Origin of the sequence: Shewanella sp. LZH-2, from assembly GCF_016859145.1 — a bacterium.
GTDB classification, from domain to species: domain Bacteria; phylum Pseudomonadota; class Gammaproteobacteria; order Enterobacterales; family Shewanellaceae; genus Shewanella; species Shewanella xiamenensis.
In genome coordinates this window covers 432,053-451,383 of sequence record NZ_CP069350.1, presented here as the reverse complement: position 1 = coordinate 451,383, position 19,331 = coordinate 432,053, and the positions used below count along the sequence as shown (strand labels likewise).

Genomic DNA, 19,331 nt, shown 5'->3' with positions numbered 1-19,331 from the left:
ACGATGAAAGTCTTACTGACGCGCCCCGAGGGGCGCAATCAGTCGATGGTCGATGCCTTGAATGAAAGAGGCATCGAACACTGCGTGACGCCACTGCTCTGCGTTGAGGCCACGCCTCCTCTGCCGCCAGACTCTTCGCATCCACTCGCTAATGTCGATATGGTTATCTGTATCAGCGCCAATGCCGTCAGCTTTGCTAATGCTGCGTTTAAAGTCGATACTGCCCAAGTTAAAGACTGGCCAAGCGTACCTTATTTCGCCGTGGGTCATGCTACGTGGGAAGCGCTGCAAGAGAAGGGAATTGAAGCTCTCGAAGCACCGGATGATTGTCAGCAAACAGAAGGCTTGCTGACATTGCCTGCACTGCAACATATCCAAGGCAAACATATCACTATCATTCGTGGTGTCGGTGGTCGTGAAGCCCTCGCTGAGCAACTAAGTGCCAGAGGCGCGAGGCTGCGCTATTGGGAAGTCTATCAACGCGCTTGCCCACCACTCGATGGCGCAGCGGTTAGCCAACACTGGCGAGACTTAGGGATAGATACTATTGTCGTGACGAGTGGTGAAGTACTGGATAATCTGATTAATCTAGTGCCAAAAGAGTTATTTGCATGGCTGCGCTCATGTCATATCATAGTCCCCAGTAACCGAGTAGAAGCTCAAGCTCATGCCTTTGGTATAACCCAAGTCACCAATGCCAATGCCGCCAACAGCAAAGCCGTGCTAAACGCCCTTAAACTCTAAGTGCTATTTAGCCCGATTTTACTCGAATTTCGGCAGTAGCATGATTTTAAGGACTGTTAAATGGATAACAACAAGCACGACGCCCAAAGCCCAGAGTCACAGGCTATCCCAGTTCTCGCCACATCGGTCAATACCGATGACGCTGCACCACACAACCAAGCTTCTGAGTCACAGGCGAGCAAGCCTGAAGAACAAGAAGTCAAACCTGCCGACACTAAGTCGCAAGCCAGCAAACCCAAATCGACCCAAGCTGCTCGCCAAGTGGTGCAAGTGAATCGTAGCTCATGGGCTATTCGTTTTGGTGTACTACTGGCCTTAGGCTTGACCGTTTGCACCATAGGTGGTGGCTATTTGCTGTATCAACAAATGCAGCAACAGCTTCAACTGCAAGAGACGAAAAATCTAGCCCTGCAAGATCAGTTGCAGCAGGCTTTACTCGTCCCAAATCAGCGTCTTGCACAACTTGAGCAACAACAACTCGCAGATGCAAAAACCTTCCAAGAGTTATCTAAGCTTGCCACAGATCAAAACCAGTTACAGGACAGACTAGAGAAACTGGCCCAGCGCAGCCCAACCCACTGGATGGCCTCAGAAGCCGAATATCTAGTAAACATGGCTGGACGTAAGCTTTGGCTCGAAAAAGATCCACGTACGGCAACCGATTTATTAAAATCCGCGGATGAAACTATTGCCGCGATGAACAACCCCGCATTACTGCCAATCCGTAAGGCATTGGCAAAGGATATTGCGGCGACCACCAATATTAAGAGTTTGGATATTGAAGGTGGTGTATTAGCACTCGATGCCTTAATCGACCAACTTGACAAATTGCCGCTAAATCGTGCCGACGCTGAAGCAAGCACGGCTGAAGATACGACCATTTCCGGCGATCTTAACGATTGGCAAAGTAATCTGAGTAAAACCTGGAAGGCGTTGACTCAAGATTTTATTACTATTCGTCATCGCACCGCCGATGCGCCAGCCCTACTTGCTCCAGAGCAACAATGGTATTTGGTTGAGAATATCCGCCATAAACTGCTGCAATCACAACTGGCACTCTATCGCTATGATAGAGCCGCTTATCATCAATCACTGATGATGGCGCGCCAGTGGATCCAAACCTATTTTGATGTTCAAGCGCATCAAACTAGCGAGGCCATTGCCGAAATCGACAAGTTGGCAACACTCGATCTTGACCCTATTACGCTGAAATCCTTTGCCGCTAAACCGCTGTTATTACAGTTAACCAGCTATGGTGAACTCACCTCTGCAGAGGAACCGCAGCTATGATTAAGGTATTAATATTTCTTGGTATTATACTTTTAGGCCTGTGTATCAGCCCCTGGATTGTTGGCAATACTGGCTATGTGTATATTGCCGCGGGTGATTACCAGCTTGAGACCAGTTTAGTTTTTGGCATCGTCATGTTAATCGTGTTTTATGCGCTATTCCAAGTGCTGGAGTGGTTAGTGATCACTGTGATTAATCTGCTGCTTCGTAGCCGTTTTATCCCGCAGCATTGGCGTCGCCGGTCTGCCAAGAAACACACTTTGATGGGCGCACTCGCGATTGCCGAAGAAGATTGGCCTGCGGCAGAACGCGCCATGATTAAAGGGGCCGACAACGGTGAACTGCCAGCATTAAATTTGTTAGCCGCTGCACGTGCTGCTCAACATCAAAATAAAACTGCCGAGCGAGATCAATATCTTGCCCGCGCTGAAGCCCAGCCTATGACGGCCAATGCGGTAGCAACCACTCGTACCCGTTATTTACTCAAACAAGGTGAATTAGCCTTAGCCAGAGCCGAGCTCGATAAGTTAGCCCCAACTAGCAAGAGTAAAGCCCCTGTGCTGAAACTCGCCCTCGAGTTATATCGCGCCCAGGAAGATTGGGAAGCGCTTAAGCTATTGCTCCCAATACTGAAGAAACGCCAGATCTTAGAGGATGCAAAGTTAAATACGCTGAATGTTGAAACCCATTGCGCCCTATTAAAAGCGGCGAGTCTAAAAGGGGAAGAAGCCCTAGAACAATGCTGGCAATGGCTTTCACGCGATGAACGTAACCAGTCTGAGTTTTTAGCGATTTATGCCATGGGCTTGTGCCGCTTCAATCGTAAAGACCAAGCGCTTAAATTACTCTCGAAAAAGCTACGTAGCTCGCCAGAGTCAGCACTGTTAGAAGTGATCCCACAGATCGTCACCGCCCATGACGAAGAGATCCGCAAGCAATTGCTCAAGCATGAAATCACCCATGAGAACAATGCTGATTACCAAAGGTGTTTAGCGCTACTCTACCAACAAACCCGGGATATGAAAGAAGCCAAAATCCGCTGGCAGAATGTTTGCCGTCTTGCTCCGAGTAAAGACTCTTGGCTGGCGTTAGCACGTATTCAAGAGCAACTTGGCGAACAAGGTCATGCTAACCAAAGCTATCGTCAGGCAGTAAACCTATAACTTCTATCAACCGCAATCCATTAAGCGGATTGCGGTCCCTCCTCATTCAACCTTGAACATACTTGCCGCACATCATTTATAAAATATTAAACCCGATCTTAAGAATAATTTGTTATTAGTATGTTTATTTTGATAGTTAAGAGACACTAAATGCAGTTTCTTTTGCGTTTTAAGATACTACATCTAGTTCTGTCACTTTTAAGTGCCATTTTTTCGCACTCCACCCCTTAAAATCCAGCTATAGCAAGCCATTCCGACGCGTCAAAAAATTGACTTACACACGCGACCAAGCTAAAATTTAGCCACTTGTATCACAATTCAGCGTATTTGTTGAATTTGTGCATCTTCGGATTAACACACTTTGGCTGTTGGGAGCTAATTATGGGATCGATCATTACAACAAAGAAAGGTTTGCTGAAACTTGTTAAAGGGCAAATCGAAGTCGAGGTTAATGGTTCAAATCAACCCGCTAAGGATGGCGAACAACTCCCAAAGGGTGCAGTTCTCCATATCGGCGAAAACGCGACTTATGAAATCACTTTCGATGATGGCACCAAGCTGTCTAATGAAATAAATGAAATAGAAGTCAATCCAGCATCTGCTGCGGTTGTTGCCCCAGTGACAGGTGAAGCCACACCTGATGAAATTCAAGCATTACAAGATCTTATTGCTTCAGGTGAAGACCCAACTAAAAATTTACCTGAAACCGCAGCAGGGAATGCACCAGCCAGTGATGGTAACTCTGGCTATGTTAGCCTTGCTCGTGATGGTTCAGAAGCTCTCGCCACATCAGGTTATAGCACTTCTGGACAAACACTAGCCGCATTTGCACCCGACACTCCCGAACAGTCAATTGCCACAGACTCCCCATCCTTGCTCGCTAACGACAGCATTACCGTAGATGAAGACTCCGCTGCCACCGGTAACGTCCTTAGCAATGACAGTGATATTGACAGTACCTTGTCTGTTGTCAGCTTCACAGTAAACGGCAATACCGTAACTGCGGGCACTACTGTTGCCTTGGAAGGCGGCAGTTTAATCATCAATGCCGACGGCTCTTACACCTTCACGCCCAACGCCAACTGGAATGGCCAAGTACCGGTGATTACTTACACCACCAACACTGGTGCAACGGCCACCTTAACCATTAATATCACCCCTGTGGATGATCCATCAGTCTTGGTTAACGATACCAATACCGTTGCTGAAGACGCTGTGGCATCTGGCAACGTCCTTAGCAATGACAGTGATATCGACAGCACCTTGTCTGTTGTCAGCTTCACCATAAACGGCAATACCGTGACTGCGGGCACCACTGTTGCCTTAGAAGGCGGCAGTTTTATCATCAACGCCGACGGCTCTTACACCTTCACGCCCAACGCCAACTGGAATGGCCAAGTACCGGTCATCACCTACACCACCAACACTGGCTCAACGGCGACCTTAACCATTAATGTCACCCCAGTGAACGATGACTTCACCGACAACAATGAAGTGGTGTCGATTGCCGAAGACAGTGGTGAGAAAACCGGTAACGTGATTGATGGCAGCAGTGTCGATGGCCCGCTAAGCGTGCAAAGCTTCAGCATCGCTGGTCAAACCGGACCGTTTGTGCTCGGCCAAGCGTACGTCATCAGTGGCGTCGGCAGCTTTACCTTAAATGCCAACGGCAGCTACAGCTTTACCCCTGTGGCCAACTACAATGGCACCGTGCCCGTCATCACCTATGTGTTGACCGACGGCTCTAGCACCGACAGCTCCACCCTCAGCATCACCGTCACCCCAGTGAACGATGACTTCACCGACAACAATGAAGTGGTGTCGATTGCCGAAGACAGTGGTGAGAAAACCGGTAACGTGATTGATGGCAGCAGTGTCGATGGCCCGCTAAGCGTGCAAAGCTTCAGCATCGCTGGTCAAACCGGACCGTTTGTGCTCGGCCAAGCGTACGTCATCAGTGGCGTCGGCAGCTTTACCTTAAATGCCAACGGCAGCTACAGCTTTACCCCTGTGGCCAACTACAATGGCACCGTGCCCGTCATCACCTATGTGTTGACCGACGGCTCTAGCACCGACAGCTCCACCCTCAGCATCACCGTCACCCCAGTGAACGATGACTTCACCGACAACAATGAAGTGGTGTCGATTGCCGAAGACAGTGGTGAGAAAACCGGTAACGTGATTGATGGCAGCAGTGTCGATGGCCCGCTAAGCGTGCAAAGCTTCAGCATCGCTGGTCAAACCGGACCGTTTGTGCTCGGCCAAGCGTACGTCATCAGTGGCGTCGGCAGCTTTACCTTAAATGCCAACGGCAGCTACAGCTTTACCCCTGTGGCCAACTACAATGGCACCGTGCCCGTCATCACCTATGTGTTGACCGACGGCTCTAGCACCGACAGCTCCACCCTCAGCATCACCGTCACCCCAGTAAACGATGACTTCACCGACAACAATGAAGTGGTGTCGATTGCCGAAGACAGTGGTGAGAAAACCGGTAACGTGATTGATGGCAGCAGTGTCGATGGCCCGCTAAGCGTGCAAAGCTTCAGCATCGCTGGTCAAACCGGACCGTTTGTGCTCGGCCAAGCGTACGTCATCAGTGGCGTCGGCAGCTTTACCTTAAATGCCAACGGCAGCTACAGCTTTACCCCTGTGGCCAACTACAATGGCACCGTGCCCGTCATCACCTATGTGTTGACCGACGGCTCTAGCACCGACAGCTCCACCCTCAGCATCACCGTCACCCCAGTGAACGATGACTTCACCGACAACAATGAAGTGGTGTCGATTGCCGAAGACAGTGGTGAGAAAACCGGTAACGTGATTGATGGCAGCAGTGTCGATGGCCCGCTAAGCGTGCAAAGCTTCAGCATCGCTGGTCAAACCGGACCGTTTGTGCTCGGCCAAGCGTACGTCATCAGTGGCGTCGGCAGCTTTACCTTAAATGCCAACGGCAGCTACAGCTTTACCCCTGTGGCCAACTACAATGGCACCGTGCCCGTCATCACCTATGTGTTGACCGACGGCTCTAGCACCGACAGCTCCACCCTCAGCATCACCGTCACCCCAGTAAACGATGACTTCACCGACAACAATGAAGTGGTGTCGATTGCCGAAGACAGTGGTGAGAAAACCGGTAACGTGATTGATGGCAGCAGTGTCGATGGCCCGCTAAGCGTGCAAAGCTTCAGCATCGCTGGTCAAACCGGACCGTTTGTGCTCGGCCAAGCGTACGTCATCAGTGGCGTCGGCAGCTTTACCTTAAATGCCAACGGCAGCTACAGCTTTACCCCTGTGGCCAACTACAATGGCACCGTGCCCGTCATCACCTATGTGTTGACCGACGGCTCTAGCACCGACAGCTCCACCCTCAGCATCACCGTCACCCCAGTGAACGATGACTTCACCGACAACAATGAAGTGGTGTCGATTGCCGAAGACAGTGGTGAGAAAACCGGTAACGTGATTGATGGCAGCAGTGTCGATGGCCCGCTAAGCGTGCAAAGCTTCAGCATCGCTGGTCAAACCGGACCGTTTGTGCTCGGCCAAGCGTACGTCATCAGTGGCGTCGGCAGCTTTACCTTAAATGCCAACGGCAGCTACAGCTTTACCCCTGTGGCCAACTACAATGGCACCGTGCCCGTCATCACCTATGTGTTGACCGACGGCTCTAGCACCGACAGCTCCACCCTCAGCATCACCGTCACCCCAGTAAACGATGACTTCACCGACAACAATGAAGTGGTGTCGATTGCCGAAGACAGTGGTGAGAAAACCGGTAACGTGATTGATGGCAGCAGTGTCGATGGCCCGCTAAGCGTGCAAAGCTTCAGCATCGCTGGTCAAACCGGACCGTTTGTGCTCGGCCAAGCGTACGTCATCAGTGGCGTCGGCAGCTTTACCTTAAATGCCAACGGCAGCTACAGCTTTACCCCTGTGGCCAACTACAATGGCACCGTGCCCGTCATCACCTATGTGTTGACCGACGGCTCTAGCACCGACAGCTCCACCCTCAGCATCACCGTCACCCCAGTGAACGATGACTTCACCGACAACAATGAAGTGGTGTCGATTGCCGAAGACAGTGGTGAGAAAACCGGTAACGTGATTGATGGCAGCAGTGTCGATGGCCCGCTAAGCGTGCAAAGCTTCAGCATCGCTGGTCAAACCGGACCGTTTGTGCTCGGCCAAGCGTACGTCATCAGTGGCGTCGGCAGCTTTACCTTAAATGCCAACGGCAGCTACAGCTTTACCCCTGTGGCCAACTACAATGGCACCGTGCCCGTCATCACCTATGTGTTGACCGACGGCTCTAGCACCGACAGCTCCACCCTCAGCATCACCGTCACCCCAGTGAACGATGACTTCACCGACAACAATGAAGTGGTGTCGATTGCCGAAGACAGTGGTGAGAAAACCGGTAACGTGATTGATGGCAGCAGTGTCGATGGCCCGCTAAGCGTGCAAAGCTTCAGCATCGCTGGTCAAACCGGACCGTTTGTGCTCGGCCAAGCGTACGTCATCAGTGGCGTCGGCAGCTTTACCTTAAATGCCAACGGCAGCTACAGCTTTACCCCTGTGGCCAACTACAATGGCACCGTGCCCGTCATCACCTATGTGTTGACCGACGGCTCTAGCACCGACAGCTCCACCCTCAGCATCACCGTCACCCCAGTGAACGATGACTTCACCGACAACAATGAAGTGGTGTCGATTGCCGAAGACAGTGGTGAGAAAACCGGTAACGTGATTGATGGCAGCAGTGTCGATGGCCCGCTAAGCGTGCAAAGCTTCAGCATCGCTGGTCAAACCGGACCGTTTGTGCTCGGCCAAGCGTACGTCATCAGTGGCGTCGGCAGCTTTACCTTAAATGCCAACGGCAGCTACAGCTTTACCCCTGTGGCCAACTACAATGGCACCGTGCCCGTCATCACCTATGTGTTGACCGACGGCTCTAGCACCGACAGCTCCACCCTCAGCATCACCGTCACCCCAGTAAACGATGACTTCACCGACAACAATGAAGTGGTGTCGATTGCCGAAGACAGTGGTGAGAAAACCGGTAACGTGATTGATGGCAGCAGTGTCGATGGCCCGCTAAGCGTGCAAAGCTTCAGCATCGCTGGTCAAACCGGACCGTTTGTGCTCGGCCAAGCGTACGTCATCAGTGGCGTCGGCAGCTTTACCTTAAATGCCAACGGCAGCTACAGCTTTACCCCTGTGGCCAACTACAATGGCACCGTGCCCGTCATCACCTATGTGTTGACCGACGGCTCTAGCACCGACAGCTCCACCCTCAGCATCACCGTCACCCCAGTGAACGATGACTTCACCGACAACAATGAAGTGGTGTCGATTGCCGAAGACAGTGGTGAGAAAACCGGTAACGTGATTGATGGCAGCAGTGTCGATGGCCCGCTAAGCGTGCAAAGCTTCAGCATCGCTGGTCAAACCGGACCGTTTGTGCTCGGCCAAGCGTACGTCATCAGTGGCGTCGGCAGCTTTACCTTAAATGCCAACGGCAGCTACAGCTTTACCCCTGTGGCCAACTACAATGGCACCGTGCCCGTCATCACCTATGTGTTGACCGACGGCTCTAGCACCGACAGCTCCACCCTCAGCATCACCGTCACCCCAGTGAACGATGACTTCACCGACAACAATGAAGTGGTGTCGATTGCCGAAGACAGTGGTGAGAAAACCGGTAACGTGATTGATGGCAGCAGTGTCGATGGCCCGCTAAGCGTGCAAAGCTTCAGCATCGCTGGTCAAACCGGACCGTTTGTGCTCGGCCAAGCGTACGTCATCAGTGGCGTCGGCAGCTTTACCTTAAATGCCAACGGCAGCTACAGCTTTACCCCTGTGGCCAACTACAATGGCACCGTGCCCGTCATCACCTATGTGTTGACCGACGGCTCTAGCACCGACAGCTCCACCCTCAGCATCACCGTCACCCCAGTAAACGATGACTTCACCGACAACAATGAAGTGGTGTCGATTGCCGAAGACAGTGGTGAGAAAACCGGTAACGTGATTGATGGCAGCAGTGTCGATGGCCCGCTAAGCGTGCAAAGCTTCAGCATCGCTGGTCAAACCGGACCGTTTGTGCTCGGCCAAGCGTACGTCATCAGTGGCGTCGGCAGCTTTACCTTAAATGCCAACGGCAGCTACAGCTTTACCCCTGTGGCCAACTACAATGGCACCGTGCCCGTCATCACCTATGTGTTGACCGACGGCTCTAGCACCGACAGCTCCACCCTCAGCATCACCGTCACCCCAGTGAACGATGACTTCACCGACAACAATGAAGTGGTGTCGATTGCCGAAGACAGTGGTGAGAAAACCGGTAACGTGATTGATGGCAGCAGTGTCGATGGCCCGCTAAGCGTGCAAAGCTTCAGCATCGCTGGTCAAACCGGACCGTTTGTGCTCGGCCAAGCGTACGTCATCAGTGGCGTCGGCAGCTTTACCTTAAATGCCAACGGCAGCTACAGCTTTACCCCTGTGGCCAACTACAATGGCACCGTGCCCGTCATCACCTATGTGTTGACCGACGGCTCTAGCACCGACAGCTCCACCCTCAGCATCACCGTCACCCCAGTGAACGATGACTTCACCGACAACAATGAAGTGGTGTCGATTGCCGAAGACAGTGGTGAGAAAACCGGTAACGTGATTGATGGCAGCAGTGTCGATGGCCCGCTAAGCGTGCAAAGCTTCAGCATCGCTGGTCAAACCGGACCGTTTGTGCTCGGCCAAGCGTACGTCATCAGTGGCGTCGGCAGCTTTACCTTAAATGCCAACGGCAGCTACAGCTTTACCCCTGTGGCCAACTACAATGGCACCGTGCCCGTCATCACCTATGTGTTGACCGACGGCTCTAGCACCGACAGCTCCACCCTCAGCATCACCGTCACCCCAGTAAACGATGACTTCACCGACAACAATGAAGTGGTGTCGATTGCCGAAGACAGTGGTGAGAAAACCGGTAACGTGATTGATGGCAGCAGTGTCGATGGCCCGCTAAGCGTGCAAAGCTTCAGCATCGCTGGTCAAACCGGACCGTTTGTGCTCGGCCAAGCGTACGTCATCAGTGGCGTCGGCAGCTTTACCTTAAATGCCAACGGCAGCTACAGCTTTACCCCTGTGGCCAACTACAATGGCACCGTGCCCGTCATCACCTATGTGTTGACCGACGGCTCTAGCACCGACAGCTCCACCCTCAGCATCACCGTCACCCCAGTGAACGATGACTTCACCGACAACAATGAAGTGGTGTCGATTGCCGAAGACAGTGGTGAGAAAACCGGTAACGTGATTGATGGCAGCAGTGTCGATGGCCCGCTAAGCGTGCAAAGCTTCAGCATCGCTGGTCAAACCGGACCGTTTGTGCTCGGCCAAGCGTACGTCATCAGTGGCGTCGGCAGCTTTACCTTAAATGCCAACGGCAGCTACAGCTTTACCCCTGTGGCCAACTACAATGGCACCGTGCCCGTCATCACCTATGTGTTGACCGACGGCTCTAGCACCGACAGCTCCACCCTCAGCATCACCGTCACCCCAGTGAACGATGACTTCACCGACAACAATGAAGTGGTGTCGATTGCCGAAGACAGTGGTGAGAAAACCGGTAACGTGATTGATGGCAGCAGTGTCGATGGCCCGCTAAGCGTGCAAAGCTTCAGCATCGCTGGTCAAACCGGACCGTTTGTGCTCGGCCAAGCGTACGTCATCAGTGGCGTCGGCAGCTTTACCTTAAATGCCAACGGCAGCTACAGCTTTACCCCTGTGGCCAACTACAATGGCACCGTGCCCGTCATCACCTATGTGTTGACCGACGGCTCTAGCACCGACAGCTCCACCCTCAGCATCACCGTCACCCCAGTAAACGATGACTTCACCGACAACAATGAAGTGGTGTCGATTGCCGAAGACAGTGGTGAGAAAACCGGTAACGTGATTGATGGCAGCAGTGTCGATGGCCCGCTAAGCGTGCAAAGCTTCAGCATCGCTGGTCAAACCGGACCGTTTGTGCTCGGCCAAGCGTACGTCATCAGTGGCGTCGGCAGCTTTACCTTAAATGCCAACGGCAGCTACAGCTTTACCCCTGTGGCCAACTACAATGGCACCGTGCCCGTCATCACCTATGTGTTGACCGACGGCTCTAGCACCGACAGCTCCACCCTCAGCATCACCGTCACCCCAGTGAACGATGACTTCACCGACAACAATGAAGTGGTGTCGATTGCCGAAGACAGTGGTGAGAAAACCGGTAACGTGATTGATGGCAGCAGTGTCGATGGCCCGCTAAGCGTGCAAAGCTTCAGCATCGCTGGTCAAACCGGACCGTTTGTGCTCGGCCAAGCGTACGTCATCAGTGGCGTCGGCAGCTTTACCTTAAATGCCAACGGCAGCTACAGCTTTACCCCTGTGGCCAACTACAATGGCACCGTGCCCGTCATCACCTATGTGTTGACCGACGGCTCTAGCACCGACAGCTCCACCCTCAGCATCACCGTCACCCCAGTGAACGATGACTTCACCGACAACAATGAAGTGGTGTCGATTGCCGAAGACAGTGGTGAGAAAACCGGTAACGTGATTGATGGCAGCAGTGTCGATGGCCCGCTAAGCGTGCAAAGCTTCAGCATCGCTGGTCAAACCGGACCGTTTGTGCTCGGCCAAGCGTACGTCATCAGTGGCGTCGGCAGCTTTACCTTAAATGCCAACGGCAGCTACAGCTTTACCCCTGTGGCCAACTACAATGGCACCGTGCCCGTCATCACCTATGTGTTGACCGACGGCTCTAGCACCGACAGCTCCACCCTCAGCATCACCGTCACCCCAGTGAACGATGACTTCACCGACAACAATGAAGTGGTGTCGATTGCCGAAGACAGTGGTGAGAAAACCGGTAACGTGATTGATGGCAGCAGTGTCGATGGCCCGCTAAGCGTGCAAAGCTTCAGCATCGCTGGTCAAACCGGACCGTTTGTGCTCGGCCAAGCGTACGTCATCAGTGGCGTCGGCAGCTTTACCTTAAATGCCAACGGCAGCTACAGCTTTACCCCTGTGGCCAACTACAATGGCACCGTGCCCGTCATCACCTATGTGTTGACCGACGGCTCTAGCACCGACAGCTCCACCCTCAGCATCACCGTCACCCCAGTGAACGATGACTTCACCGACAACAATGAAGTGGTGTCGATTGCCGAAGACAGTGGTGAGAAAACCGGTAACGTGATTGATGGCAGCAGTGTCGATGGCCCGCTAAGCGTGCAAAGCTTCAGCATCGCTGGTCAAACCGGACCGTTTGTGCTCGGCCAAGCGTACGTCATCAGTGGCGTCGGCAGCTTTACCTTAAATGCCAACGGCAGCTACAGCTTTACCCCTGTGGCCAACTACAATGGCACCGTGCCCGTCATCACCTATGTGTTGACCGACGGCTCTAGCACCGACAGCTCCACCCTCAGCATCACCGTCACCCCAGTGAACGATGACTTCACCGACAACAATGAAGTGGTGTCGATTGCCGAAGACAGTGGTGAGAAAACCGGTAACGTGATTGATGGCAGCAGTGTCGATGGCCCGCTAAGCGTGCAAAGCTTCAGCATCGCTGGTCAAACCGGACCGTTTGTGCTCGGCCAAGCGTACGTCATCAGTGGCGTCGGCAGCTTTACCTTAAATGCCAACGGCAGCTACAGCTTTACCCCTGTGGCCAACTACAATGGCACCGTGCCCGTCATCACCTATGTGTTGACCGACGGCTCTAGCACCGACAGCTCCACCCTCAGCATCACCGTCACCCCAGTAAACGATGACTTCACCGACAACAATGAAGTGGTGTCGATTGCCGAAGACAGTGGTGAGAAAACCGGTAACGTGATTGATGGCAGCAGTGTCGATGGCCCGCTAAGCGTGCAAAGCTTCAGCATCGCTGGTCAAACCGGACCGTTTGTGCTCGGCCAAGCGTACGTCATCAGTGGCGTCGGCAGCTTTACCTTAAATGCCAACGGCAGCTACAGCTTTACCCCTGTGGCCAACTACAATGGCACCGTGCCCGTCATCACCTATGTGTTGACCGACGGCTCTAGCACCGACAGCTCCACCCTCAGCATCACCGTCACCCCAGTGAACGATGACTTCACCGACAACAATGAAGTGGTGTCGATTGCCGAAGACAGTGGTGAGAAAACCGGTAACGTGATTGATGGCAGCAGTGTCGATGGCCCGCTAAGCGTGCAAAGCTTCAGCATCGCTGGTCAAACCGGACCGTTTGTGCTCGGCCAAGCGTACGTCATCAGTGGCGTCGGCAGCTTTACCTTAAATGCCAACGGCAGCTACAGCTTTACCCCTGTGGCCAACTACAATGGCACCGTGCCCGTCATCACCTATGTGTTGACCGACGGCTCTAGCACCGACAGCTCCACCCTCAGCATCACCGTCACCCCAGTGAACGATGACTTCACCGACAACAATGAAGTGGTGTCGATTGCCGAAGACAGTGGTGAGAAAACCGGTAACGTGATTGATGGCAGCAGTGTCGATGGCCCGCTAAGCGTGCAAAGCTTCAGCATCGCTGGTCAAACCGGACCGTTTGTGCTCGGCCAAGCGTACGTCATCAGTGGCGTCGGCAGCTTTACCTTAAATGCCAACGGCAGCTACAGCTTTACCCCTGTGGCCAACTACAATGGCACCGTGCCCGTCATCACCTATGTGTTGACCGACGGCTCTAGCACCGACAGCTCCACCCTCAGCATCACCGTCACCCCAGTAAACGATGACTTCACCGACAACAATGAAGTGGTGTCGATTGCCGAAGACAGTGGTGAGAAAACCGGTAACGTGATTGATGGCAGCAGTGTCGATGGCCCGCTAAGCGTGCAAAGCTTCAGCATCGCTGGTCAAACCGGACCGTTTGTGCTCGGCCAAGCGTACGTCATCAGTGGCGTCGGCAGCTTTACCTTAAATGCCAACGGCAGCTACAGCTTTACCCCTGTGGCCAACTACAATGGCACCGTGCCCGTCATCACCTATGTGTTGACCGACGGCTCTAGCACCGACAGCTCCACCCTCAGCATCACCGTCACCCCAGTGAACGATGACTTCACCGACAACAATGAAGTGGTGTCGATTGCCGAAGACAGTGGTGAGAAAACCGGTAACGTGATTGATGGCAGCAGTGTCGATGGCCCGCTAAGCGTGCAAAGCTTCAGCATCGCTGGTCAAACCGGACCGTTTGTGCTCGGCCAAGCGTACGTCATCAGTGGCGTCGGCAGCTTTACCTTAAATGCCAACGGCAGCTACAGCTTTACCCCTGTGGCCAACTACAATGGCACCGTGCCCGTCATCACCTATGTGTTGACCGACGGCTCTAGCACCGACAGCTCCACCCTCAGCATCACCGTCACCCCAGTGAACGATGACTTCACCGACAACAATGAAGTGGTGTCGATTGCCGAAGACAGTGGTGAGAAAACCGGTAACGTGATTGATGGCAGCAGTGTCGATGGCCCGCTAAGCGTGCAAAGCTTCAGCATCGCTGGTCAAACCGGACCGTTTGTGCTCGGCCAAGCGTACGTCATCAGTGGCGTCGGCAGCTTTACCTTAAATGCCAACGGCAGCTACAGCTTTACCCCTGTGGCCAACTACAATGGCACCGTGCCCGTCATCACCTATGTGTTGACCGACGGCTCTAGCACCGACAGCTCCACCCTCAGCATCACCGTCACCCCAGTAAACGATGACTTCACCGACAACAATGAAGTGGTGTCGATTGCCGAAGACAGTGGTGAGAAAACCGGTAACGTGATTGATGGCAGCAGTGTCGATGGCCCGCTAAGCGTGCAAAGCTTCAGCATCGCTGGTCAAACCGGACCGTTTGTGCTCGGCCAAGCGTACGTCATCAGTGGCGTCGGCAGCTTTACCTTAAATGCCAACGGCAGCTACAGCTTTACCCCTGTGGCCAACTACAATGGCACCGTGCCCGTCATCACCTATGTGTTGACCGACGGCTCTAGCACCGACAGCTCCACCCTCAGCATCACCGTCACCCCAGTGAACGATGACTTCACCGACAACAATGAAGTGGTGTCGATTGCCGAAGACAGTGGTGAGAAAACCGGTAACGTGATTGATGGCAGCAGTGTCGATGGCCCGCTAAGCGTGCAAAGCTTCAGCATCGCTGGTCAAACCGGACCGTTTGTGCTCGGCCAAGCGTACGTCATCAGTGGCGTCGGCAGCTTTACCTTAAATGCCAACGGCAGCTACAGCTTTACCCCTGTGGCCAACTACAATGGCACCGTGCCCGTCATCACCTATGTGTTGACCGACGGCTCTAGCACCGACAGCTCCACCCTCAGCATCACCGTGACCCCGGTGGATGACCCTGTGACCTTACTTGGTTTGAACGGAACAGATAAAACAGTAAGCGAAGCGAATTTGGCAACAGGTACTCAACCGAATAATGCGGCGCTGACTCAAAGTGGTAGCTTCAACTTCAGCACCCTTGATGGTTTTGCAACCCTAATGATTGCAGGTACAACACTGACTCTGCCTCAGTTGCAGGCATTAAGTGCCTCATCACCCGTAACCATCACCACGGCCTATGGCACTCTGACTCTCACTGGCTTCAGCGGCGGAGCAAGCGGCGGTACGGTAAGCTACAGCTACACCCTCAATACCAAGGTCGATAATGACTCTGTGACTGGTGCAACAGGTACAGGCTACATCGACAGTATTTCTGTCACTGTAAAAGATATCGATGGCAACTCCGCAAACAACAGCCTAGATATTAATATCGTTGACGATGTTATCGTATTGAATGAGGGCGATCTCAATGGCACTAATGCCATTGGCACCTATGTCGGAACAGGTTTGCTTGATACAACTGGAGCAGATCAACTTTACAGCGCAGATCTGTCGGCCAACGTGACTGGCTGGAATGGCACTTCAGTAACCTTTGCAGATTCAGGCATCACCTCTGGTGGTAAGACGCTGTTTTACTTTGTAGATCCATTGAATCCTTCAATTCTGTATGCCTACACGGATAGTAGCGGTACACCTAGTGCATTTGATGCATCCAACATCAATCAACAGCTGGTATTTACCCTGACGGCGCAGCCAAATAGCGACAGTTATACAATGCAGGTTTACAAGTCTATTGATAGCCTGTCAGAGGTGGTTATAGCAGGGCTTAATGGTGGTGAAGGCGGAAACAGCTCTGCTGTTTATGTTGGTTATAACGCAGCAACCGGTCAATTTGACATCGACAGCAATCTGTCTCAGTTGGCATACGATTTGGCCTTCACGCTTACGTCACGCAATGCCAATGGTTCCGCAGGCACTGTGAATGGCAATACCGGAGGCTTCGGTGCTAATAACGCCTTTGTCGATTCTGGAGAAGTTTTTGTTATTGACTATGCCAAGGATGTTGCCTCAGCAACAATTAACTTCTCTGGGACTGCACTTGTCCACTTTAAAGCTTATGACAAAAACGGTCAGCTGCTCGGCGAAGGAAACATCGCCTCCGGTGACGAAATATCCAATCTCGGCGCAATCAGCCATATTGAACTGACCACCACTGGCACTGGTAATGACTTCCGCTTCCAGTTCAATGGCACTTCCGCTCAAGAAATTGTCACCTCCACACAGGGTACTAACCTGAACTTTGATGTGACTGTGAAGGATAGCGATGGTGATACAGCAAACGGCAACTTTGATGTGAACCTTGCTGCTCCTGGCGGAATTCCACTGGCGCCATTGGCTTTGACCGTAAATTCAACCGCTAGACTGCAGGAAGCAGATCTGCTGACAAACGGCCTTGACTCAGACTCGCAAGCTCTGACCTTTAAAGCGGGAAGTGATGCCATTGGTGTGTTCCAGTTTGGCGATGTCAGCAGTATCCAAGTCAGTGGCATGAATGCCAATATATCTTGGACGCTGAATGAACTAGGTCAACTGATCGGTACCACTATGGGCCGCGAAGCTTTCCGCCTGACCTTGGACTGGGATCGTATTAACGCCGGCGAACAAGGAAATGTGACTGTGAAAGCGGAACTGCTGACTAGTTTGCCTCACTCGGTCAATGTCGATAATCTAACCATTTCAGGTATTAAGGTGATCGGCGTAACAGGCACAGGCCAGACCGCCGTATCGAATGTTACTGTGACTGTCGCAGATGATGTTAACCTTGCCCAGAACGACACGGCTCAGCTTGATGTGGTGGTTGATTCCTTCAACTTCTCAGGCATTGTTGCCAACTGGACTGGTGTTGCTGGCGGAACCTATGTCAACACATACGATGGTCCTGATAACGATAACGGTAACGATCAACTCCGCTGGGGTTCTACCAATGGTAGTCAGTCAGGTTATGGTTTTGCTGATAATGACGCTGCACTAAATGGCTCCTTATCTTTAAACCAAGACATAGTGCTGGGTAAATTTACGCACTATAACTATTCTATTGACTCTGGTACTTCAATCACTGCAGCGACAATGAAAGTGACATTTAACGTAACTGATGCTTACGGCGTAGTCACTCCAGTCACATTGACGCTTAACTTTAGTCATAATGAAACACCAAATAGCAATGATCCTGTTTCATCACGCGATATAGTTACTGTTGGGCAAACCAGTGTCACCTTTAACTACGAAGGTCAGATGTATACAATGCAGGTTGTTGGATTTAAAGACACTAATGGCAACATTGTTACCTCTATCTACACCAATGAGGGTGCTGCTACTAGCTATGAGTTAGTCGTACGTATGGTGGCTGGAAATGGCTATACTCTGCCTCACACTGATGGAAATGTGCTCACCAATGATGTGGCTGGTGCCGATGGCGTGCTGACAGTAATTGGCGTCGCCACAGGAGACCACACAAATACTGGCGTTTCTGGTCAAGTTGGCACAACGATAATAGGAACCTACGGTAATCTAGTCCTTAATGCTGATGGTACTTACCAATACCAATTAACGGCGAGTGCGAACACCATTCCTGCTACGGGAGCAATCGAAACCTTCACCTACACCACCCAAGATGGCGACGGTGATAAAGCAAGTGCCACCTTGAAGATTGATGTTAATCCGGTCAATGCCAATGGTATCAATATTGCTGACGCTAACTTGATTTCAACTCAAGGCTCTAACTTAAATGACACAATCATTGTCGAGCATGGAGAAAGAGCAAACTCTGCAGGACAAAAAGTACTCAACGTCTCATTTGGTGGAGGTCAAAGCGGCATAATTACGAATAGCTCAAGTAAAGAAGTCGTTGCATCTGGCGCTAACAACAAGAGCTATACCACTAGTAGTGCTCAAGTGGTTAGTGGCGGTGACGGTAATGATCATATCGAAACAGGTAGGGGCGATGACGTTATATACGCTGGCAAAACTGGTGCAATTGGTTATGGAACTGATGATCAACTCGAGTTATCAGTGAATGCTCTATCAACTCACCATATAATGACAGGCACATTAAGCGGTACAAATAGCATCGTTGATAACGATGGCTTGTTATTAGCCAATGATGTTGCATCTCAAAGAGCTGATGTTGTGAACGGTGGCAGCGGTGATGACCGAATTTATGGTCAATCCGGCTCTGACATTCTCTATGGTCATATAGGAAATGATTATATTGACGGCGGCAGCCATAACGATGCGCTTCGCGGCGGTGAAGGCAACGATACCTTAATTGGTGGCCTTGGTGATGATGTACTACGTGGCGATAGTGGCGCAGACACCTTCGTATGGCGCTATGCGGATGCTGACAAAGGCACAGACCACATCATGGACTTCAATGTGAGTGAAGATAAGCTCGATCTGAGTGATTTACTCCAAGGAGAAACGGCTGGCACGTTAGAAAGCTATCTAAGCTTTAGCTTAAACAATGGTTCAACCGTGATCGATATCGATGCAAACAAGGATGGCACGTTCGATCAACATATTGTGCTTGATGGGGTTAACCTCTATAGCCAATTTGGTGCAACGGATAATGCGGGTATTATTAATGGATTGCTCGGAAGCAATGGTAATGGCCCACTCATTATTGATACAGCGCCACCAGTAACACCTGATGCACCTCAAGGAGTGACACCACTGACCGATCCACACAACAATATCATTCCTTAATAA

At 52.0% G+C, this 19,331-nt stretch carries 4 protein-coding genes; all 4 read left to right on the top strand.

Annotated features, from left to right (window positions below; all coding sequences use genetic code 11):
• The first annotated feature begins 3 nt into the window (after nucleotides 1-3).
• Entirely contained in the window at nucleotides 4-744 is a 741-nt protein-coding gene (locus JM642_RS02105; protein WP_203432598.1) for a uroporphyrinogen-III synthase, read from the top strand.
• 60 nt (nucleotides 745-804) lie between these two features.
• Nucleotides 805-2,034, top strand: coding sequence for a uroporphyrinogen-III C-methyltransferase (locus JM642_RS02100; protein WP_037430185.1), 1,230 nt, complete (start codon nucleotides 805-807; stop codon nucleotides 2,032-2,034).
• Nucleotides 2,031-3,197, top strand: coding sequence for a heme biosynthesis HemY N-terminal domain-containing protein (locus JM642_RS02095; RefSeq protein WP_203432597.1), 1,167 nt, complete (start codon nucleotides 2,031-2,033; stop codon nucleotides 3,195-3,197). The genes JM642_RS02100 and JM642_RS02095 overlap by 4 nt, the downstream gene beginning before the upstream one ends.
• Before the next feature lie 381 nt (nucleotides 3,198-3,578).
• The gene (locus tag JM642_RS02090) at nucleotides 3,579-19,328 is read left to right on the top strand and encodes a retention module-containing protein (protein ID WP_203432596.1); all 15,750 of its coding nucleotides are present in this window, start codon (nucleotides 3,579-3,581) and stop codon (nucleotides 19,326-19,328) included.
• Nucleotides 19,329-19,331 lie beyond the last annotated feature (3 nt).

Excerpts from the sequence above, each read along its gene's own strand:
- JM642_RS02105 (WP_203432598.1), top strand. The coding sequence starts at position 4 with ATGAAAGTCTTACTGACGCGCCCCGAGGGGCGCAATCAGTCGATGGTC.
- JM642_RS02100 (WP_037430185.1), top strand. The coding sequence starts at position 805 with ATGGATAACAACAAGCACGACGCCCAAAGCCCAGAGTCACAGGCTATC.
- JM642_RS02095 (WP_203432597.1), top strand. The coding sequence starts at position 2,031 with ATGATTAAGGTATTAATATTTCTTGGTATTATACTTTTAGGCCTGTGT.
- JM642_RS02090 (WP_203432596.1), top strand. The coding sequence starts at position 3,579 with ATGGGATCGATCATTACAACAAAGAAAGGTTTGCTGAAACTTGTTAAA.